Raw genomic sequence first — 19,379 nt, forward strand, 5'->3', positions numbered from 1 at the left:
AGATGGCCAACTGGACTTGGAGAAGTCCAGTAATGGCCTAAAAGTATAGCGAAGAGAGTCTATTTTCTTTAAAAAATTCGATGAAATCCAAAAGGGGGTTCGGAATGAGACCATTCCGAACCCCTTTTGTCGACAAACTGAAGCACCCATTGATTGGGTGCTTTTTGCGTCTTGGGATATTTTATTATTTATAAAACCTAGCACGACTCGATAGGGGGAACTTTTATCAGACATTTCGCATCAGCATCTTGCTTGAAATGTCCATTAAACTCCTGTTATTAGACATTTCGCTCCGGTATCTTCCTTGAAATGTCCATTAAACCCCTGTTATTAGACATTTAACTACGGCAGCTTACTTGAAATGTCCATTAAACCCCTGTTATTAGATATTTCGCTCCGGTCTCTTCCTTGAAATGTCCATTAAACCCCTGTTATTAGACATTTAACTACGGCATCTTACTTGAAATGTCCATTAAACCCATGTTATTAGACATTTCGCTCCGGTATCTTCCTTGAAATGTCCATTAAACTTCTGTTATTAGACATTTCACTCCCGTCTCTTGCTTGAAATGTCCATTAAACTTCTGTTATTAGACATTTCACTCCCGTCTCTTGCTTGAAATGTCCATTAAACCCATTTTATTAGACATTTCACTACGGCATCTTACTAAAAATGTCTATTAACCTCCTGTTATTAGACATTTCACTCCCGTCTCTTGCTTGAAATGTCCATTAACCTCCTGTTATTAGACATTTCGCTGCTCCTTTTTGCTTGAAATGTCTATCGTAAAAACGATAAAAAGAGACGTATGCGATTGCATACGTCTTGCATTCCTCATTTATTATCTTCCTAGGAAAGAATTCAGCATCCACACATGCTTTTCTAAACCAGAGTGAATGGAGAGCAGCAGGTCGCTGGTTGTTTCATCATTGACTTCCTCTGCCAGCTCCATTCCCTTCTTTAGTTCTTGAATCATTGTTGAATAGTCGTCTACTATGCTTGCGACCATCTCAGTTGCGCTCTCATTGCCTGATGCTTCTTTTACAGATGCGAATTCAAGTGCACCGGACATGGTTGCGACTGGTTTGTCACCCATTGCCAGCAATCTTTCTGCTAGTTCATCGATATGTAAGGCAGCTTCGTTGTATAGCTCTTCGAATTTTGCGTGCAGAGTGAAAAATTCCGGACCGGTCACATACCAGTGATAGTTATGGAGCTTGATGTAGAGTACAGTCCAGTTTGCGATTTGCTTGTTGACTGACTGCGTCAATTCATTTTTCATCTTGGATCCCTCCTATTTATATGTACGGATTCATTATAGTCCAAGATTATCCAACAAAGGGTTTGAACCCGGAATTGTTCACAGGACTGTCAACTTTTTAGACAAGTTATGTGCTAGTACCGGGTCAAAAACCAAATTTCTCCATAAACTATACATAATAAAGTAATTATTTCTCCAAACTATGCATAGAAGTGGAGGTGTAAAAGAATGGGATTATTTAATGCGCTCAACCAATGGAGAAATGCAAGATACGAAAACCACCTTACTAATATGAAGGACCAGAATAAATGCCCGGACTGCCATGGCAGAGGATATTACGCTTTTTCCGCGAATGAGTTTGTTTATTATGCGGCACCATACGAATGTCCTGGCTGCAGCGGCAGTGGATTATATACAGATTGGAGCAATAGTACGACATAAAAATGGCCACTGCTTGTGCAGCGGCCATTTTTTCTATCATTTAATAGAGAAGGTACTTTTCCCTCACTTGCTTAAATTCATTTAATTCATCTTGCCACATGGCCTGGATGTCTTCCACAGATGTTCCGGCTTCAATTTCTTCCCTAATCCAGCCGTTTCCGGTCAGAAGATCGAAGAAGGAAATTCCCCTGCTGTCTTCTGCGCGGAATTCGAAGTCTTCAGGGTACATATCGTGAATTGTTTTGACAATATGAAGCCCTGTTACAATTGGCTCAAATGAATCCTGGTCGGTAATATGAATCTGGATTCCATGAGACAGTTTGCTTGCATGCTTTGAGAACGTCGGGGTGAACGATGCTGCCCTGAACTTTACTCCTGGAAGATTCAAAGAGTTCAATTTTGCGGACAGCTCATCAGAATTGATGAACGGTGCCCCGATCAGCTCAAACGGCTTTGTCGTCCCTCTTCCTTCTGATACATTCGTTCCTTCAATCAGTGCTGCACCTGGATATACGAATGCTGTATCCAGTGTAGGCATGTTTGGTGAAGGCATGACAAATTCCAGCGGCGTTTCGTCATAATTCATTGTGCGCTTCCATCGATCCATCTCAACGACAGTCAAGTCTGCGCCGATGTTGAATTCTTCATTAAAGAGCTTCGCCAGTTCACCTACCGTCATGCCGTGACGCAGAGGGATCTCATAGTTTCCTACAAAGGATTTATAATCTGTTTCAAGAACAGGTCCTTCAACTTTAACTCCGCCAAGCGGGTTCGGACGGTCAAGCACGATGAATGGGATATCGTTTTCCTTTGCCGCTTCCATCGCATAGGCCATTGTGTAGATGTACGTATAAAACCTGGTCCCTACATCCTGGATATCAAACAGCAGGACATCCACATTTTCGAGCATATCTGGTGTAGGTTTTTTCGTTTTCCCGTAAAGGCTGTAAACAGGAAGCTGCGTTTTTTCATCGATATAGTACTCGACATATGCTCCAGCCTGGGCGCTTCCACGAACTCCATGCTCCGGACCGTAAAGTGCGGTCAACTCGACATCAGGATCGTTGAAAAGCAAGTCGACAACACTGTTCAGATCTTGGTCTACTCCAGTAGGATTCGTGATCAGTCCGACTCGCTTGCCTTTGATCAGATCCTTGTGGTCCTGTAGTAGTGCTTCTGCACCAACCTTGAATTTCTTCAGGTCCTGGCTTTTGCCCTGTCCGCTATCATGGTTTGCCAACGCAATCGTCAATGAAGAGAGAATGAGGACGGTCGTCAATAATGCCGCCAGCCATTTTTTCAACTTGATCACTCCTGTTTTTATAGATTTTTAGACTATAATTTTGCGATGAACCTTTCTGCCCCTAAAAACCAAAGGCGGGCCATAATCGTTAAGCCCGCCTATTCACTTTTTAGTAGGTTAATCCGTGACCGAATTCATATAGCACGCCGCCATTATAATCTGGGATCGTGATAGGCAGCTTTCCTGTTGGCGCGAATTCTCCAAACATCGCTCCGGCCGCTGCTTCAAAGCTTGCTGGACGGAAACCGTATTGTGTCAGATACGCGTCAATTTCAGCGTAAGCCATAATGTCATATGGATTCCGGATGCCGACACCGACAACAGGAGCATCTGCCAGCTCAATGATCTGGTTGACCATTGCCATCTGAGCACTCGAAGGCGTCCGGCCTGACACATTGTAAGTATAGGTTCCGACTACTACCGCGCTAGCGTTTTTAATTAATTCCAACTGATCCTCAGTCAGCTTGTAGGATGAAGATGAGATGACTGTTGTATTTTCATGGCGCTCTTTAATCGCATCACCCAGGCTGCTTATAAAACTGTTGCCCACAACAACGATTTTCTCACTGCTTTCCAGTTTCAGAGGCAGCTTTGCATCATTTTTAACTAAAGTGATTGATTTCTCAGCCGCTTCTTTTTCAATTTGCTTATGCTCAGCAGAACCGACCACCTTCACTGCATTCGCAATCTTGTCTTCAACTGAAACAGGAGTTTCTTCCTTGATTACGCCTCTTTTTACCTTCAAGGTTAAAATGCGTCTAACAGATGCTTCTACCCGTTCTTCGGAGATCTCACCAGTCTTCACTGCTTCCAGCAGACCTGTTGCTACTTCTTCAAGACCGACTGGCATTAACACGATGTCCGTACCAGCCTTTACAGCACGAATGGCAGCATCAACAGGACCGAAATGGTCAGCGATGGCTTTCATGTTCATCGCATCTGTAGTGATGACACCTTCATAGCCCATTTCTTCACGCATCAGCTCTGTCAGGACCTTGTATGAAAGTGTTGCCGGAATCGCGATTTTTTCTCCCGTTTTTTGAGAAATCGCTTTTGTTCCATCGATTTTAGGGAAAGTGACATGAGCTGTCATAATCGCATCCACGCCTGCTTCCATTCCCTTTTGGAATGGAAACAGTTCGACTTCCTTCAAGCGCTCTTTATCGTGTGGAACTTCAGGAAGTCCAAGGTGGGAATCGACTGCCGTGTCACCGTGTCCCGGGAAGTGTTTCGCTGTCGCCGCGACACCAGCGGCCTGGAGGCCTTTTGTATAAGCTACACCCATGTCAGCAACAAGCTGTGGGTCTTCGCCAAATGAGCGAACGCCGATTACCGGGTTGTCCGGATTGTTATTGACGTCCATAACCGGTGCAAAGTTCATATTGATTCCTAAAGACGCCAATTCCTCGCCGATAGCATTGCCCACGTTATAAGCAATTTCTGGTGAGCGTGTCGCGCCTAATGCCATATTCCCTGGCATATCCGTTCCAGATTGAAGCCTTGTAACTATTCCGCCTTCCTGGTCAATCGTTAGCAGCAGGCCGAATTTTTCAGCTGCAGCTTGATAATCGGAAACCAGGCGTGCTGTCTGTTCTGTTGTTACTACATTCTCACGAAAAAGAATGACTCCGCCCAAATGGTATTTTTTCACGAGCTGCTCAATTTCCGGCAGCATTTCCGTTACATTTTCACCTTTCCAGGTCCTGAAATCCGGCATCAGCATTTGTCCTGTTTTTTCCTCCAGGGTCATTTTGCTGATTGCATTGCCAATCAAGTCATATCGCTGACCTTCCTGCTTAATGACAACACCTTCCGATTCAGGCTTTCCTTTTTCTCCTTCAGCTTTGGAGGATGGCTTCACTTTATAATCGAGGGCGATCCGGTCCTTGAAAGTACCGTCTGTCACTGAAATGAACGTCCGTCCATCCTGCCCTGTGAACTCCACATTTCCTTCCTGGTCTACTGTTGCGACATTTTTATTCGCAGACTCCCAGGTAAGGTTTTCAGATGCCAGCATGAAATGTCCTTCTGTATACACATGGAGTGCTTTCAATTGTATGCTTCCGTCTTTCACTGCTGCTTCCGCTTCTGGAACATTTTCGTAAATCACTAGATCCTCCACTGTGTTCTTTTCCTCGGCATTAGCCTTCTTTAAAGAAATGCCGGGCAGTATTTGTGAAAAAGCCAGCACGAACACTAGTGAATAGAGCATTAGCTTGCTGAATTTCCTCATCGTATCTCCTCCGTTTTGCATATTTTATCCAATTCATAAAGAATTACTAAAGTTAGTAATTTCTTAGCTGCCAATCTTCTCCGTAAAAATCAGGCTCAACCTTTTTACCATCAGAAGTTACCAAACTAATATTATCGACATACCAGCCGCGTCCATTTGTATAACTGTCCGTTTGGTAGCGGAAACGGATATGTTTGGTGGCTGCGGGGATTTCAACTTCCTCAGCATCCCAATCAACACTGCTGCCTGTAAAAACAGCTGCTTGTTCCCAGTTTTCACCGTCTTCGGAGATTTCCAGATAACCATAATCAGCTTCCGCTTCAATCCGATGCCAGGTGTCGAATGAAAGTGTTGCAGGCTTTGCAAGTTTCACTTCTGCTGTCATCGAGCGTTGGAGTTTGTCTCCATATCCTGAGAACCAGGCAGACCCATCCGGAATGTCTACCGGGATCGAATCAGCAACCTGTCTTGCCAGCTGTCTCCGAGCGACGTTCGTAGAAACCGTGCTTCGGCTTGGATGCACCCGGTTTGTAAGCAGGATTGCGATTGTGCCATTATTTCTGTTTACGACAATCGAGGTGCCGGTATAACCCGTATGTCCAAGGGAAGTTCCTTCTGATAAAGCATCCATGAACCATCCCTGGGCAAGCTCCCAGCCTAAACCATGGTCATCACCAGGGAATTGCGGGATTTGATTTTCAACGATCATGTCCACTGTTTCTGGCTTTAAAATGACTTCGCTGCCATATCGGCCATCATTCAAATACATATGCGCAAGCTTGGCGAGATCCTCTGCAGTCGAGAACACTCCTGCATGACCGGCAACACCATCCAGTGACCAGGCATTTTCATCATGAACTTCACCCCAGACCATTCCACGATTAATTGCTGGCTGATATTCTGTCGCGGCGATCCGTTTTTTAAGTGATGAAGGAGGATTGTACATTGTATCTTCCATTCCTAGAGGCTCTGTAATATTTTCTTTGACAAACTCGTCCTGGCGCTGACCTGAAAGCCTTTCGATCAACAAACCGAGCGTGATCATGTTGAGGTCGCTGTATGTATAAGTACTGCCCGGCTCATTATTTAATGGATGCTCTAACACAAGATTCATTCTGTCCTCGCGGCTGCTTCCTTTTGTATAAAGAGGAACCCATGCAGTGAAACCAGATGTATGGGTCAGCAGTTGCCTGATGGTGACGTCTTCTTTTCCATTGGCGGCAAATTCAGGAATATGCTTAGAAACTTTATCATCGAGCTCGAACTTTCCCTGGTCATATAGAATCATAGCTGCTGTGGTGGTGAAAATTTTACTGATAGAGGCAAGGTCAAAAATTGTATCTTCCTCCATCTTGATCGGATTACTAGATTCAGTGTATTGGTCATCTTCATATCTATAGGCAAATCCATACGCCTCCTGCTTCACGATATGACCACGGCGGGCGACGAATGCGACAGCACCTGGCATCACACCGTCAGCAATCATTTTTTCCATATGCCCGTCGATCTCGTCCAGCGGCTGCTGTACCATGCCCGCTCCTCGAACCGACCCTTTATGAAGCACTGGCGATAAAGGGCCTGGCTTGTCCCATGAAAATACAGGATGGACTTCCTTGAAGCCTCCCTTGCCCTCCCGCTGTTCAATCGATGCCCCTGGTGCTTGATTGCCTTCCGCAAATGACACTGGAATCATCACTCCTGTACCGAGAACGGCTGCTAACGCAATCGACAATGATTTGTTCTTCATGTTTCCTCCTTTTCCGAGCTATTGCTCCATTTAATCTATTAAACTTTGAAAAGGCTTTCATGCTGTAACCTTAGACTATCTAAATAACAGTATAGATGTCTATACCACTATAGACCCAACCCTCCTGAAAAATAGAAAAATCCCGTGACTGCTCTCCCGGGATTTTCGAATCATTTTTGTAAAAATATTCAAATAATTTAGCGGAAATTTTCCCAACATCATATCTCATGAATTATTTCCGCTTATTCTCCTTTTGTTTGATCCAATACCTGATTCCTTTGCCTGCAAGAGGTTCATCATTGAATCGCGGAATAACATGCAAATGGGCATGGAAAATCGATTGCCCGCCGGCCCTTCCAGTATTCCATCCTACACTGTAACCATCTGGAGTATACTTATCATCAAGAATCTTCTTCGCCCCAAGCAGTAACTCCCTGGAATCATTCCACTCCTGTTCTGATAACTCAAAGACATCCTGCTTATGAAGCTTCGGTATAATCAGCCCGCTTCCCTGCAGGACTTGCTGCTCAGACTCCTTCTGGATAAAATAACATGTTTCATTCTCCAAGACGATTTGCTGCTCTTCATCTGCATTCACATTGCAATATGGGCAATTCTCATGGTACATTTTATTCTGCCTCCATTCCCACCACTTTTTTAATTGGAAAGAAACACGGATATTTTCCAGTTCGCGGAATTCCAGCGTAAAACCGCGGAATTATTCTCGATAATCCCGGAAACCATTCGTGTCATAATTAAACGCGTTTTCTTGACAACTTTGGGTCCTAAACCATGAAACCTGTCATAATAAACCCGTTTTCTTGACAGCTTTGGGCCCTAAACCCTGAAACCTGTCATAATAAACCCGTTTTCTTGACAGCTTTACGCTCTACAACCTTAATCCTGTCATAATAAACCCGTTTTCTTGACAGCTTTGGGCCCTAAACTCTGAAACCTGTCATAATAAATGCGTTTTCTTGACAGCTTTACTCTCTATAACCTGAAAAGCTGTCATAATAACCGCTCTTTCTTGACAGCTTTACGCTCTACAATCTAAAACCTGTCATAATAAATGCGTTTTCTTGACAGCTTTGGGCCCTAAACCCTGAAACCTGTCATAATAACCGCTCTTTCTTGACAGCTTTACGCTCTACAATCTAAAACCTGTCATAATAAACCCGTTTTCTTGACAACTTTGGGCCCTAAACTCTGAAACCTGTCATAATAACCGCGTTTTCTTGACAGCTTTGCGCTCTACACCATGAAACCTGTCATAATAACCGCTCTTTCTTGACAGCCTGACTCTCTACAACCTGAAACCTATTAGTCATTCGCGGAAACAACGATAGGTTTCGCGGAACTTCCCAGTTGAATAAAAAACGGGATACCTCGCCTTATCCATGTGCTGTTGCTTTCCCAACACACCTATATCCGCAACCTTTTTTCTATATCATTTGATGGTCCGACTTCGATTTACCATGTGTCTTTATTTCTTATCACTTTTTTTATCCAGATTATTTAGCCAACTCTCATAAAACTCATACACTGACCCTGCTGCGACAAAACCGATGAACAGCAATATGACCCAAAGAGTCTTTTTGATCCACATGATGTCGATAATGATTGATAACCCTCCAGCCACGATAGTGGAAACGATTAAGACCAGCCATCTTCTTAGTATCTTTGAATCCTTATCCACGCTCATTTCTCACACCTGCCTTCCTTATTCACTAATACGCAATAAAGGACTTCAGGTTTCAAAAAACAGGGCCCAAAAAAGGACCCTGCTATATTACTACTTTACTAATTTTCTCATCGAATGGATTTGGCCAAGATGATAGGCTTCATGAAATAATGCCATGTTGGCAAGCTCCCCAAAAGTCTCCAGACCAAGGAAAGGTTTTTTTAGCTTTTCATCGAGCATTGAAGCTGGTACTTCCTTGATCCGATCCAGCTGTGCTTTCAATTGCTCAGTCAACACCTCAACTGAAGGAACATCTCCAGACCATTCTGATGGACGGGTACCATTTCCGAATAACTCTATGTAGTTTGCAGGAAGATGATTTGTTTTTTTCGGGAATCCCATCATGAATTGTTCCGTAACTGTCAGCACATGCCCGATATGCCAGTGGATGTTGTTATTGAAGCCTTCTGGCTGAACACTTGCCTGTTCAGGAGTGATCGCCTCAATGTTTTTCAAAAAAGACCTTCTAGTCAATTCAAACTGCTTAAATAAGAGCTCGCTCATAATTCCATTCCCCTTTCCAGCTTGTACTTCTCCATATATTTATTCTATATATTTCCAACATATGCGGCAAGGGAAAAGGAATAATCCTACTAAATACCCCTTTAGGTATTATATCCCGTTAAAGGAAATCCCATGACAAAATTTGTTCAAAACATTATGGCTGATATGTGTCTTCACACATTATTCACAGATTTCCAGAAATTGCTTTGATATCTTATAAGTGTAATAATTATTAATTTTTGAAGGGAAGCGATTTAGATGTTTGCTAAATGGTTAAGAGAAAACAATATTGCTGCTGGCCTGTTGACTGTGATTCGTGTTTGGCTAGGCTACAACTGGATGACTGCAGGATGGGGAAAATTGACTGGTGATGGATTTGACGCAACTGGATATTTGAAAAATGCAGTTGCCAATCCAGTAAAAGGTCCAGACGGACACATGGTTTATGGATGGTATGTAAACTTCTTGGAAAGCTTTGCGATCCCGAATGTCGAACTTTTCAACTTCATTGTTCCATTAGGAGAATTCTTAATTGGTCTTGGTTTGATTCTTGGAACACTGACAACTGCTGCTATGTTCTTCGGCCTGGTAATGAACTTCAGTTTCTTCCTTGCTGGAACAGTTTCTCATAACCCAACAGACATCTTCTTTGGCTTCATCATCCTGTTCTCTGGCTTCAACGCGGCAAAATACGGTTTAGACCGCTGGGTGGTTCCTTTCATCCGCAAAACTGTTTTCAAACAAACACCAGAAGCTGCACACAAATCTGCTTAACATAATAGCAAATGCCCTCCGCCATTAGGCAGAGGGCATTTTTTACAAGGATTTTTCCTCAATGGTTTTGAGCATGATCTTTTTCCTGAAGCCGCCGCTGCGATTCTTCTTGAGCTGGCGCATGAACTCAACTTCCGATTCCGTGATGCCGCGATGATCGGCAATCGCATATACCACTTCAAGCAAGTCGACGATTTCACTCAGCAGCCTGTCTGTTCCAGCATTACGGAACTTCTCGACTTCCTCATTGAACTTCTCCATAAGTTTTTCACTATATTGACTTCCATCTAAAATTTCAAATTCCACATTCTTGCCTTTTTCCTTCATCAAATCCGGAAAAAAGTCTCTTACTAGCTTGTTATATTCCTTTTTCTCCATGTCGATTTCCCCTTTAGCTGTCCTATTGATAAACATATCCTTTATTCAAGATGTTCAAACACTTTTTCAATAAAGAAAACAGATTCAGCCCTCTTCCAAAATAAATAGATTAATAGTAAAAAGCCTGTGGATCGGTCCACAGGCTTTTTGTAAGATAAGGAAGTATAGAATTCATTTTGAGAATTGTCCAGCTCCAGCGCCTAGCACCTCGAGACGTTTCGGTCCGCCCAATGAAGTCAAAGAACGACTTCACTGGTCGGCCCTCCAACGCTTGTCGGGGCTGACCAAGGCGCTTCCGCTTTCCTATCAAACTACATAATCTTCATTTAATTTACTGCAGGCATTTGATAGGTTCTGCAGGCATTCCATCCTTAGCTTCTCGTCGCAGATAAAATCATTCATCAGTTCTTCTTCAAGCTTCATTTGGATTTGATTGATTTCTTCTTTCAGCCGCTCTCTTTTTTCAACCTCTGATAAGTGAAACTCAATTTCCCGTTCGAAGTACTCTACCGTCCCAAATAATACAGTCAACGATTCCTCCACCTTCCTTAAATTTTTCAATCCTATGTGATAAAACCAAACCTGCCAAAAGGATTATTTTATTTTGTCCTGTCAAGTTACTTAAGTATTATTTATCCTCTCTCGCAATCGGCAAACGTGAAATACAGTTCTTTTTGCAATATTGAGCAGAAAGGGACATTCCAAATAAAAAAATCCCCAAAAAGATGGCGGATTTTTTTCGGCAAGTGGTAAAGCAAAACGATTTACCTATCTTTTTATTTGCATCCGATCTTTTTTGGCAACCCGACAATCATAGCTAAAACGCCTTAGACTCGCGGCTTTGCGTCCTTACCTTTCGATAAGTTTGCCTTTTTCAGTTCTAATTAAAATATAAATCTTAAGAACCATTTTTTCAACAAAATTCGCCAATAAATTACAAATATAAGTCTATTTTCCTATTCCTATCTATAGAAAAAACTTTTCGGCGATAGTTTAATAGCCTCAGATTGATAGACACGGCTTTTGGGAAGGACAGGAAATTTTCAGACTAGATTGTTTTAACAATGTAATATACCAGCAATCTCCATGTAAAATTCACTTGCTAGAATAGAGGGAAGAAGCTTTATTACAGGCGAATGGCAGGAGGATCCGTATGGAACAGCATGTTAAGATGTCGCTAGATGAATGGAAAGCAGAAATTGAAGAGATTCTTAAAGAGATTGATGCGGAATATGAAGAAGTGAAGAATGAGTTAAAAGTGTATACATATAAATTCAATATTACAAAGCAGGTTGTTCAGTCAACCGTCAATCCTGATTTGAATAGAAAGATTCGCGAATTGTACCATCAGCCGTTTGAGGAAAAGTTCAATGATCTGAAGGAATATATCAAGGAATTGGAAGAGAAGAAAAGAGTCTTCCAAATGTTCACCGATAAAATTGAAAAAGTCACTGAAAAAGAAGAAGCACCACACTTTGCTGTTGCTCAATCGGAGTAAGAAAAGCGCAAGCGACTCGAGGGGCTAGGGGCTGGGCTAGACAATTCTCGAAGTGAAAATTTATACTTTCTTATCTTGTAAATGAGAAAAGCCTGGCTGAAGATCATTTCAGTCAGGCTTCTTCTATCTTATTCCTTCCACCAGGAATCAAACATGGATGCAGGAATATGACGTTTATGCTCTGAAGTAAGATATCTTCTTTCAATTTTAGCTGCATCTGCTTCGTCAATCTGCTTTCCTTCAAGATAATCATCTATGGCTTCATAGCTGACACCAAGCTCGGTTTCATCTGCCTGAAGCGGTTTGTTATCGAGAAGGTCTGCCGTCGGCTCTTTGAGATACAATCTTGGTTCTGCGTTCAAGGCTTTAAGCAGCTCCCTTCCCTGTCTCTTATTCAGACCTGAAAGTGGCAGCAAATCGGCTCCGCCATCACCGTATTTTGTAAAGAATCCTGTAACGGCCTCCGCTGCATGGTCGGTACCAATCACAAGCAAACCTTCCTGGCCGGCGATCGCATATTGCGTGATCATCCTCATTCGAGCTTTCGCGTTACCTTTGTTAAAATCGGTCATTTTATCACCGATGGCATCTTCAAACTGCGTATTGAATGTATCTACCGCAGGCTGGATATTAAAAGTGATCGTTTTATCAGCCTGGATGAACTTCAACGCTTTCTGTGCATCATCTTCATCCTTTTGCACTGAGTATGGAAGTCTTACTGCTACGAATTTGGCCTCAGTACCCTCCGAACGCAGTTCTTCGACTGCGAGCTGTGCCAATCTTCCGGCAAGTGTTGAATCCTGGCCGCCACTGATTCCAAGAACAAATCCTTTTGCTTTTGAAGCCTGTAAGTACTCCTTAAGGAAGTCAATTCTGTTCCTGATTTCCTCCTGAGGATGTATTTCCGGACGTACATTCAACGCTTCTATAATCTGTTTTTGCAAGCTCATAATAAACCTCCTAAATCACTATTAACTATTCATCATGCTCTTTCGCTAATTTAGGTAGAGAAAACTGCCTGCGCGAGAACACCTTTATAAAAGAGCATATCCATTAAAAAGTTTAAAGTCCAGATTTTGGTCAGATAATCTAACATTCCGTTTTGGAAGATGAAGCACTCGTATACTATTTTACCCAATCGCTTGTTGTTCGTAACATTTTGTCCGCCATGATTTTTTTGCTAGACTATAACTTAGACTATAAATGCGAATCAAAATGGAGGCATTAACAATGGCAGCAAATGAAAAATTCACAGGCTATTTCGGTACATATACTAAAGGTGATAGTGAGGGCATCTATTCTTTTGCCCTGGATGCAACCAATGCAAAGATCATTGATGTGAAGGCGGCAGCAGCGCTTGAAAACCCTACCTACCTTACAATCAGTGAAGATAATCGCTTTCTTTATGCCGTAGCAAAGGAAGGCGGCTCTGGTGGAGTGGCGGGATTTGGCATTAATGATTCAGGACAATTATCGTTCATTAATAGCCAGCTTTCCGCAGGAGCGTCTCCATGCCATGTGAGCGTGAACAGAGAAAACAACCTGCTTTTATCCGCAAATTATCATAAAGGATCTGCAGATTCGTATCTGCTTAACCCCGAGAATGGCCGTATTGAGGCTGCTTTATCAAGTGCCGTCCATGATGGCTCAGGCCCTGATGAACGTCAAGAAAAAGCGCATACCCATTATGCCGGTTTCACCCCGGATGGGAAATACGCAGCAGTCATCGACCTTGGCATCGACCAGTTGATCACCTACTCCCTGGATAACGGCCAGTTGATCGAGAAGAGTGTTTTGAAGGTGAAACCAGGAAGTGGTCCGAGACACCTTGTTTTCCATCCAAACAACAAAATCGCCTATTTGATGACAGAATTCAGTTCAGAGGTCCTTGTTTTGAAATATCATTCTGAAGATGGTCGTTTTGAACAGATTCAGGCCATTACTACTCTGCCAGCTAATTTCACTGAAAACAACCAGGGGAGCGCCATCCATATTTCCTCTGACGGGAAATTCGTATACGCTGCCAACCGCGGCCATGACAGCATCGCAGTTTTTAGTATGGACCCTGAAAGCTTTGAGCTTAGTTTTGTTGAACATACTTCAACAGAAGGAAATTGGCCGAGGGATTTTGTGCTTGATCCGAGCGAGAAATTCCTGATTGCGACGAACCAGAATTCCAGCAATGTCGCGCTATATTCACGTGACGAGGAAACAGGCAGATTGACATTATTACAGTCTGATGTAAAAGTTCCAGACCCGGTATGTGTTAAGTTTTTGAATTATTAAGAGAAGAAGGGAAGGTGCCTTTTGTGCACCTTCCCTCTTATTTGTCACTCGGGAATCGCACTCCCATTTGCTTTCTTGCTTCATCGAGAATAGACATCGTAATTCTTGAATTTTCAAGTGAGTTATTGGTAGATTCCTGCTTGCCTTTCTGAATCAAATTAATGAACTCCTCAGCTTCATAAAACATATTATCAGCAAGCTGCTCTCTTGATATGTTCTCCGTTTTGCCACCACGATAGATGATCTCCACTTTTTCAGGTGTACTGATTTTATCAATTCTGATGTTGCCATCCTCGCCGTGAATTTCAGATGGAAGGGTCGAATCAGTGATTTTTGAGAACATGATAACAGCATCCATTTCATCGTATTTCAATATCAGGCTACCTTCCCCATCCACCCCTGACTCGAGCACATAACCATTCGCCTGGACTGATTTTGGTTCACCAAACAAGACTACTAGCGGATAGATGCAATAAATACCGATGTCCATCAAAGAACCTGCCGAAAATTCCGGGTTAAAGGCATTCAGCACTGTGCCTTCTTTAAATTTGTCATAACGGGAAGAATACTGGCAATAGCTTGCAAAGTACCTTCTGACCTTGCCTATTTTATCAATATTCTCCTGGACAGCTTTGAAGTTAGGCATGTGGGTTGATTTTAACGCCTCCATCAAAACTACATGATTTTCTTTTGCAGTTTTTATCATTACTGCAAGCTCATCGCTATTGGACGCGATCGCTTTTTCACATAGCACATGCTTGCCATTTTCCATGAACGTGATTGCCTGGCTTGCATGCATGGAATTAGGGCTGGCGATATAGACGGCATCAATCACATCACTTTTCGCCATCTCTTCCATATCGGTGAAAATGGTAGTCACCCCGAATTTACCCCCAAACTCCGCAGCGCGTTCCTCTGTACGCGAAAAAACTGCCGCAAGCTGAAAATCCTTATGATGACTAGCACCTTTTATAAAAGCTTCTGTAATCCAATTTGTACCTACCACTCCAAAACGCACCATAATACTCATCCTTTCAAAATAGCAAAAGCTGGAGGCAATGCCCGCAGCTTCATTTTCATATTATCGGAACGGGAGCTCAATCACAAACTTTGTCCCTTTTCCATGCTCGCTTTCAACAGTAATTTTTCCATCGTGCATCTGAACCAGCTGTTTAACGATTGATAAACCAAGCCCAAATTCTCCAAACGGATTACTAGTCCTGGAGATGTCCGCTTTGTAAAAGCGATGCCAGATTTTTTCGATCTCAGCAGGTTCGATTCCGATTCCGGTGTCCTCGATTTCAATCACCGTTTTGGTCCCATCCATCCTGCTGCGGAGCCAGATAGTCCCGTTTTCAGTGAACTGGATGCTGTTTTTCGTAATATTGATAAGAATCTGGACGAGGCGGTCATAATCAGCATGGACCATTGCCGATTCCTCTGCTTCGATTTCGATGGTGTTATTGCGCTCCCCCGCCTGAAATCCGAGCTGGTCCTGGATGATTTCCAGAACCTCAATCATTTCAATATCTTCTTTAAAAAGCTGTACCTGATTTGAGCGAATTTTATCATAGTCGAGGTTTTCATTCACCAGTCGGATCAGCCGCTTCGTTTCCTTGCTGACCAAATTGATGCCGCGCTCTTTTTCTGCTTCAGGAATCATATCGGTTTTAAAGCCCTCGATAATTCCGCTGATCGTCGTGAGCGGCGTCCTTAATTCATGAGAAACATCCGACATGAACTGACGGCGCCGGTTTTCCAGGTTTTCAATCTCAGCCTTCGATTCGTTGAGTTTACCCACCATGCTGTTAAAATCATTCGCCAATTCTCCGATTTCATCGAAGTCAGAGGATGGAACTTTTACCGTATAATCCCCTGCCGAAACAACCGATGTCGCATCCTGGAGCTTTTTGATCCGGTTGACATGGATGCGCGCCAGCACCCAGCTCAGCAGAAACGAAACAGCGAGCGCAATTAGCATTGTATAAAATAAGTTCTTATTGATTTCCGTGATCATTTCCCGTGTCCCACTGATTGGAGAGGTGAGTAGAATACCACCAATGAAATCGCCTCGGTCCAAATATGGCAAAACAACCAGGGTCACGGCCCTATCATAACGTTCGAGATCATAATTTTTAACGATTGGCCTTCCTTTTGTAAGCTGTCTTAACTCTTTTTCCGTCAGTTCAATCGCCGGGCCTCTCCATCTGATTGGATTGAGAAGCTGGATATTCTCATCGAACACACTGAATTGAATATCCCGGCCGAAAAGAACGCGGGCATATTGATTGATCACCTGGTCGGGGCGTTCACTGCCTCGGTCAAGATCATGGAGGATATTTTCTCCGTAGGAAATCAGCTCTTCAGTCTTGTTTTTATAAACCAGCGTTTCCACGTACTGCGTGAATACGAGGCTCAGAATGAGGAATGCAACGATGATGATACTGATATGGCTGATAAACTGCTGGTAAATATACTTAATTTTCATGCCCATCAACCGACTCATCGAATTTATAACCAACGCCCCAAACAGTATGGAACAATGGCTGTTCAGTTGTACCAACCTTTTTCCTCAGACGTTTGATATGGACATCAACAGTACGCTCATCTCCGTAAAACTGATATCCCCATACGCGTTCGAGAAGCTGTTCCCTTGTGAAAACCTGGCGGGGATGCTGGGCAAAAAAGAGAAGCAGGTCGAATTCCTTCGGCGTTAAGTTCGTTACTGGTTTGCCGCCCAGGGTCACTTCACGCGTTTCCTTATTGACTTTAAGCAGACTTGTCCCAACTTCATTGTCCTCTTCTGGCTTTTGCTTTTGATAGCGGCGGGCTACAGCCTTGATCCTAGCCATCAAAGCCAGGGGGCTGAAGGGCTTTGTCACATAATCATCCGCACCCATTTCCAGTCCGAGCACCTGATCCGACTCACTGTCCTTCGCCGTCAACATGATGATCGGCACATCACTGCCCTCCTGCCTGACCTTCCTGCACAAGCTGACCCCATCCATGCCCGGGAGCATCCAGTCGACAATCAACAAATCCCATTCCTCATTCTTAAAAACCTCATACCCTCGAAGGCCGTCATTCACGAACTTACCTTCAATTCCCTCTTTTAAAAAGAACATCTCGATCATCGCGCAGACACTCTCATTATCCTCAATGACTAATATTTTCACGGTAATCCCCTCTTATCGGATATCTGTTATATCTAAATTATAGCGCAACGCAATCAGAATCAACTGTTTCGCCCGTTGTTACAGATTATTTAATAGGTTGGTCATAGTTTGTTCATGATTTTTAGAGAGGCTGGATTGTTCAAAATCATGCTCTACATGCTTTATTGGAACTCTTTTTTCAGTGTTCTTACAAAATCATGTTCCAATACGCCTCATTGGTGACCTCTTTTCTCATCTTCTCACAAAAACGGGCGCCAATAGGCTTCAAGTCATTTTAACGTTGCTGGTTCACGCTAATTAATGTAAAAAAGCCAGCTCATCACATGAGCTGGCTCTTGTTAATTAATCTTTTTTTACAGGCAGTCCTTCTTCTTCCCAGGCGGAGTAGCCGCCTTCGAGATTGACTACGTCTTTGTAGCCATTTTTCAGCAACAGGCTTGTGCCGATTGCAGAGCGTGCGCCTGATTGGCAGTGTGCGATGATTTTCTTGTCTTTAGGAACCTTGTCAAGGTTGTCAGTCAGGTTCCCGAGCATCAGATGGTGGGCACCTGGAATATGGCCGCTGTCCCACTCGCTCTGGTTGCGGACATCGATCACAAAATAGTTCTCGTCTTCCATCAGTTCTTTTGCCTGGCTAGCTGTTACGGTCTTGTATTCTTCCAGGTTGCCGCTGAGCTCTTTCGGATCAACATACCCTGTCACCTGGTCAAGTCCGATTGACTGCAGGGATTTTTCCACATCAGCTAATTTTTCAGGATCAGCAATCAGCACGATGTCCTGATCATAGCTTAATAGCCATCCTGCCCAGTTCGTGAAGGACTTGTTATACGGAATGTTGATTGTTCCTTCTGCATGTCCCTCCGCGAACTCATCTGCCGGCCGGGTGTCGACGACTGCTGCATTGCCAGCGTCAGATAATGAAACTTTAGGAGTGTCTTCACGGCGAAGCAATTCTGGGCCAACTTTATTGAGCTTTTTCATTTCGGCGAAGTACTTAGGAGGTTCTGGCTGGCCTGCAAGAAGCTCTTCCACGAACTTTTCCTCCTCGTTGATTTGGAAAGCCCAGTTGAATTTTTTCTCATAGCCTAAAGTGGACATTGGCACAGCGCCTAGGGATTTTCCGCATGCGCTGCCTGCGCCGTGTGCTGGCCATACCTGCAGGAAGTCCGACAGCTTTTCTACTTTGCGGAGTGATTCGAACATTTGGCGGGCCCCTGATTCAGATGTATCTTTAATGCCTGCTGCCTTTTCCAAAAGGTCTGGACGGCCGACATCGCCTACAAACAGGAAGTCACCGGTGAAAATACCCATCGGTTCATTAGCGCCGCCTCCTTTGTCAGTCAATAGGAATGAGATGCTTTCCGGTGTATGGCCCGGCGTGTGCATAACTTCAAAATGAATATTTCCAATGTTAAAAGTCGACCCCTCAGTCAGCAATTCATGCTCATAATGATCGACATATTGATACTTCCAGTCTTTATCACCCTCGTCTGATACATAAAGCTTGGCGCCATGATGGTGGGCAAGCTCCCTTGCACCAGAGAGATAGTCTGCGTGAATATGAGTTTCTGTAGCGGCCGAAATATTGAAGCCTTCTTTTTTGGCGATATCCAGGTAAGGCTGGATATTCCTTGCCGGGTCAATGACAATGGCTTCACCCGTTCTCTGGCAGCCTATCAAATATGACATATGTGCTAGCTGATCATCAAAAAAAGATTTGAAATACATAACGATTCCTCCTACATTTTTTGTTTTCATAGGTTCATGAAGTCTATACTCCTCTATACCCTGCACCATATTTTTTTAAAAGCTATAAAATATGCCAGCGGGTGCTGCCCTAGTACCAATAAATACCTATAACTGTATTTTACTTTGTGTAACCATTTGCTTCAAGAACAAAAAGCGCAAGCGCCTCGTTCAGCCCTGACAAGCGCTGGAGGGCCGACCGGTGAAGTCGTTCTTTGACTTCATTGGGCGGACCGAAGCGACTCGAGGGGCTAGGCGCTGGAGCTGGATTAAGATAACTTCATGAA

General features: G+C 43.5%; 19 protein-coding genes and 1 riboswitch. Of the genes, 4 read left to right on the top strand and 15 right to left on the bottom strand.

Features of this window, described 5'->3' with window-relative positions; all coding sequences use genetic code 11:
* Positions 1 to 842: 842 nt before the first annotated feature.
* Positions 843 to 1,283, bottom strand: coding sequence for a Dps family protein (locus tag ACH0QE_RS15845; protein ID WP_415801547.1), 441 nt, complete (start codon positions 1,281 to 1,283; stop codon positions 843 to 845).
* 207 nt (positions 1,284 to 1,490) lie between these two features.
* Between ACH0QE_RS15845 and ACH0QE_RS15850 the strand changes: the two genes are divergently transcribed.
* Positions 1,491 to 1,703 (top strand): methionine aminopeptidase, encoded by a 213-nt coding sequence (locus ACH0QE_RS15850; protein WP_415801548.1) that lies wholly within the window; start codon positions 1,491 to 1,493, stop codon positions 1,701 to 1,703.
* A 40-nt stretch (positions 1,704 to 1,743) separates the two neighbouring features.
* Here the strand turns inward: ACH0QE_RS15850 and ACH0QE_RS15855 are convergent, their stop codons facing one another.
* The 6 genes from ACH0QE_RS15855 to ACH0QE_RS15880 all read right to left on the bottom strand — a co-directional run bounded on the left by ACH0QE_RS15855 (position 1,744) and on the right by ACH0QE_RS15880 (position 9,234).
* Positions 1,744 to 3,006, bottom strand: a complete 1,263-nt coding sequence (locus ACH0QE_RS15855; RefSeq protein ID WP_415801549.1) for an exo-beta-N-acetylmuramidase NamZ family protein — start codon at positions 3,004 to 3,006, stop codon at positions 1,744 to 1,746.
* 109 nt (positions 3,007 to 3,115) lie between these two features.
* The gene (locus ACH0QE_RS15860) at positions 3,116 to 5,239 is read right to left on the bottom strand and encodes a glycoside hydrolase family 3 protein (protein WP_415801550.1); all 2,124 of its coding nucleotides are present in this window, start codon (positions 5,237 to 5,239) and stop codon (positions 3,116 to 3,118) included.
* A 52-nt stretch (positions 5,240 to 5,291) separates the two neighbouring features.
* Positions 5,292 to 6,986: a serine hydrolase gene (locus tag ACH0QE_RS15865; protein WP_415801551.1), complete on the bottom strand. Its 1,695-nt coding sequence runs from the start codon at positions 6,984 to 6,986 to the stop codon at positions 5,292 to 5,294.
* A gap of 232 nt (positions 6,987 to 7,218) precedes the next feature.
* Complete coding sequence (locus tag ACH0QE_RS15870) at positions 7,219 to 7,614, bottom strand: HIT family protein (RefSeq protein ID WP_415801552.1); 396 nt, start codon at positions 7,612 to 7,614, stop codon at positions 7,219 to 7,221.
* 858 nt (positions 7,615 to 8,472) lie between these two features.
* Positions 8,473 to 8,691: a hypothetical protein gene (locus tag ACH0QE_RS15875; protein WP_415801553.1), complete on the bottom strand. Its 219-nt coding sequence runs from the start codon at positions 8,689 to 8,691 to the stop codon at positions 8,473 to 8,475.
* Between the two features lie 90 nt (positions 8,692 to 8,781).
* Positions 8,782 to 9,234, bottom strand: coding sequence for a DinB family protein (locus ACH0QE_RS15880; RefSeq protein WP_415801554.1), 453 nt, complete (start codon positions 9,232 to 9,234; stop codon positions 8,782 to 8,784).
* 258 nt (positions 9,235 to 9,492) lie between these two features.
* Between ACH0QE_RS15880 and ACH0QE_RS15885 the strand changes: the two genes are divergently transcribed.
* Entirely contained in the window at positions 9,493 to 10,008 is a 516-nt protein-coding gene (locus ACH0QE_RS15885) for a DoxX family membrane protein (protein ID WP_415801555.1), read from the top strand.
* A 42-nt stretch (positions 10,009 to 10,050) separates the two neighbouring features.
* On the opposite strand, the gene ACH0QE_RS15890 is transcribed toward ACH0QE_RS15885, so the two are convergent.
* The 3 genes from ACH0QE_RS15890 to ACH0QE_RS15900 all read right to left on the bottom strand — a co-directional run bounded on the left by ACH0QE_RS15890 (position 10,051) and on the right by ACH0QE_RS15900 (position 10,917).
* The gene (locus ACH0QE_RS15890) at positions 10,051 to 10,386 is read right to left on the bottom strand and encodes a phosphoribosyl-ATP pyrophosphohydrolase (protein ID WP_415801556.1); all 336 of its coding nucleotides are present in this window, start codon (positions 10,384 to 10,386) and stop codon (positions 10,051 to 10,053) included.
* Between the two features lie 109 nt (positions 10,387 to 10,495).
* Complete coding sequence (locus tag ACH0QE_RS15895; RefSeq protein ID WP_415801557.1) at positions 10,496 to 10,639, bottom strand: hypothetical protein; 144 nt, start codon at positions 10,637 to 10,639, stop codon at positions 10,496 to 10,498.
* 53 nt (positions 10,640 to 10,692) lie between these two features.
* On the bottom strand, positions 10,693 to 10,917 hold the full coding sequence (locus ACH0QE_RS15900) for a hypothetical protein (RefSeq protein WP_415801558.1): 225 nt from the start codon (positions 10,915 to 10,917) through the stop codon (positions 10,693 to 10,695).
* Between the two features lie 264 nt (positions 10,918 to 11,181).
* Positions 11,182 to 11,266: riboswitch (cyclic di-GMP riboswitch) on the bottom strand.
* Between the two features lie 273 nt (positions 11,267 to 11,539).
* Between ACH0QE_RS15900 and ACH0QE_RS15905 the strand changes: the two genes are divergently transcribed.
* Entirely contained in the window at positions 11,540 to 11,884 is a 345-nt protein-coding gene (locus ACH0QE_RS15905; RefSeq protein WP_415801559.1) for a hypothetical protein, read from the top strand.
* A gap of 128 nt (positions 11,885 to 12,012) precedes the next feature.
* On the opposite strand, the gene nadE is transcribed toward ACH0QE_RS15905, so the two are convergent.
* The gene (nadE, locus tag ACH0QE_RS15910; protein WP_415801560.1) at positions 12,013 to 12,834 is read right to left on the bottom strand and encodes an ammonia-dependent NAD(+) synthetase; all 822 of its coding nucleotides are present in this window, start codon (positions 12,832 to 12,834) and stop codon (positions 12,013 to 12,015) included.
* 280 nt (positions 12,835 to 13,114) lie between these two features.
* Between nadE and ACH0QE_RS15915 the strand changes: the two genes are divergently transcribed.
* Positions 13,115 to 14,170, top strand: a complete 1,056-nt coding sequence (locus ACH0QE_RS15915; protein ID WP_415801561.1) for a lactonase family protein — start codon at positions 13,115 to 13,117, stop codon at positions 14,168 to 14,170.
* A 37-nt stretch (positions 14,171 to 14,207) separates the two neighbouring features.
* On the opposite strand, the gene ACH0QE_RS15920 is transcribed toward ACH0QE_RS15915, so the two are convergent.
* The 4 genes from ACH0QE_RS15920 to ACH0QE_RS15935 form a co-directional block, all read right to left on the bottom strand.
* Positions 14,208 to 15,191, bottom strand: a complete 984-nt coding sequence (locus tag ACH0QE_RS15920; RefSeq protein WP_415801562.1) for a Gfo/Idh/MocA family protein — start codon at positions 15,189 to 15,191, stop codon at positions 14,208 to 14,210.
* Positions 15,192 to 15,251: 60 nt separating this feature from the next.
* The gene (locus tag ACH0QE_RS15925) at positions 15,252 to 16,658 is read right to left on the bottom strand and encodes a sensor histidine kinase (protein WP_415801565.1); all 1,407 of its coding nucleotides are present in this window, start codon (positions 16,656 to 16,658) and stop codon (positions 15,252 to 15,254) included.
* Complete coding sequence (locus ACH0QE_RS15930; RefSeq protein WP_415801563.1) at positions 16,648 to 17,346, bottom strand: winged helix-turn-helix domain-containing protein; 699 nt, start codon at positions 17,344 to 17,346, stop codon at positions 16,648 to 16,650. The genes ACH0QE_RS15925 and ACH0QE_RS15930 overlap by 11 nt, the downstream gene beginning before the upstream one ends.
* Before the next feature lie 342 nt (positions 17,347 to 17,688).
* A complete protein-coding gene (locus tag ACH0QE_RS15935; protein WP_415801564.1) occupies positions 17,689 to 19,074 on the bottom strand; it encodes an MBL fold metallo-hydrolase in 1,386 nt (461 codons plus the stop codon).
* Positions 19,075 to 19,379 lie beyond the last annotated feature (305 nt).

Source organism: Mesobacillus sp. (assembly GCF_047739415.1).
Lineage (GTDB): Bacteria > Bacillota > Bacilli > Bacillales > Cytobacillaceae > Mesobacillus.

Bases quoted from the DNA above. Each gene is read 5' to 3' on its own strand.
- ACH0QE_RS15845 (WP_415801547.1), bottom strand. From the start codon at position 1,283: ATGAAAAATGAATTGACGCAGTCAGTCAACAAGCAAATCGCAAACTGG.
- ACH0QE_RS15850 (WP_415801548.1), top strand. From the start codon at position 1,491: ATGGGATTATTTAATGCGCTCAACCAATGGAGAAATGCAAGATACGAA.
- ACH0QE_RS15860 (WP_415801550.1), bottom strand. From the start codon at position 5,239: ATGAGGAAATTCAGCAAGCTAATGCTCTATTCACTAGTGTTCGTGCTG.
- ACH0QE_RS15865 (WP_415801551.1), bottom strand. From the start codon at position 6,986: ATGAAGAACAAATCATTGTCGATTGCGTTAGCAGCCGTTCTCGGTACA.
- ACH0QE_RS15870 (WP_415801552.1), bottom strand. From the start codon at position 7,614: ATGTACCATGAGAATTGCCCATATTGCAATGTGAATGCAGATGAAGAG.
- ACH0QE_RS15875 (WP_415801553.1), bottom strand. From the start codon at position 8,691: ATGAGCGTGGATAAGGATTCAAAGATACTAAGAAGATGGCTGGTCTTA.
- ACH0QE_RS15880 (WP_415801554.1), bottom strand. From the start codon at position 9,234: ATGAGCGAGCTCTTATTTAAGCAGTTTGAATTGACTAGAAGGTCTTTT.
- ACH0QE_RS15885 (WP_415801555.1), top strand. From the start codon at position 9,493: ATGTTTGCTAAATGGTTAAGAGAAAACAATATTGCTGCTGGCCTGTTG.
- ACH0QE_RS15890 (WP_415801556.1), bottom strand. From the start codon at position 10,386: ATGGAGAAAAAGGAATATAACAAGCTAGTAAGAGACTTTTTTCCGGAT.
- ACH0QE_RS15905 (WP_415801559.1), top strand. From the start codon at position 11,540: ATGGAACAGCATGTTAAGATGTCGCTAGATGAATGGAAAGCAGAAATT.
- nadE (WP_415801560.1), bottom strand. From the start codon at position 12,834: ATGAGCTTGCAAAAACAGATTATAGAAGCGTTGAATGTACGTCCGGAA.
- ACH0QE_RS15915 (WP_415801561.1), top strand. From the start codon at position 13,115: ATGGCAGCAAATGAAAAATTCACAGGCTATTTCGGTACATATACTAAA.
- ACH0QE_RS15920 (WP_415801562.1), bottom strand. From the start codon at position 15,191: ATGGTGCGTTTTGGAGTGGTAGGTACAAATTGGATTACAGAAGCTTTT.
- ACH0QE_RS15925 (WP_415801565.1), bottom strand. From the start codon at position 16,658: ATGAAAATTAAGTATATTTACCAGCAGTTTATCAGCCATATCAGTATC.
- ACH0QE_RS15935 (WP_415801564.1), bottom strand. From the start codon at position 19,074: ATGTATTTCAAATCTTTTTTTGATGATCAGCTAGCACATATGTCATAT.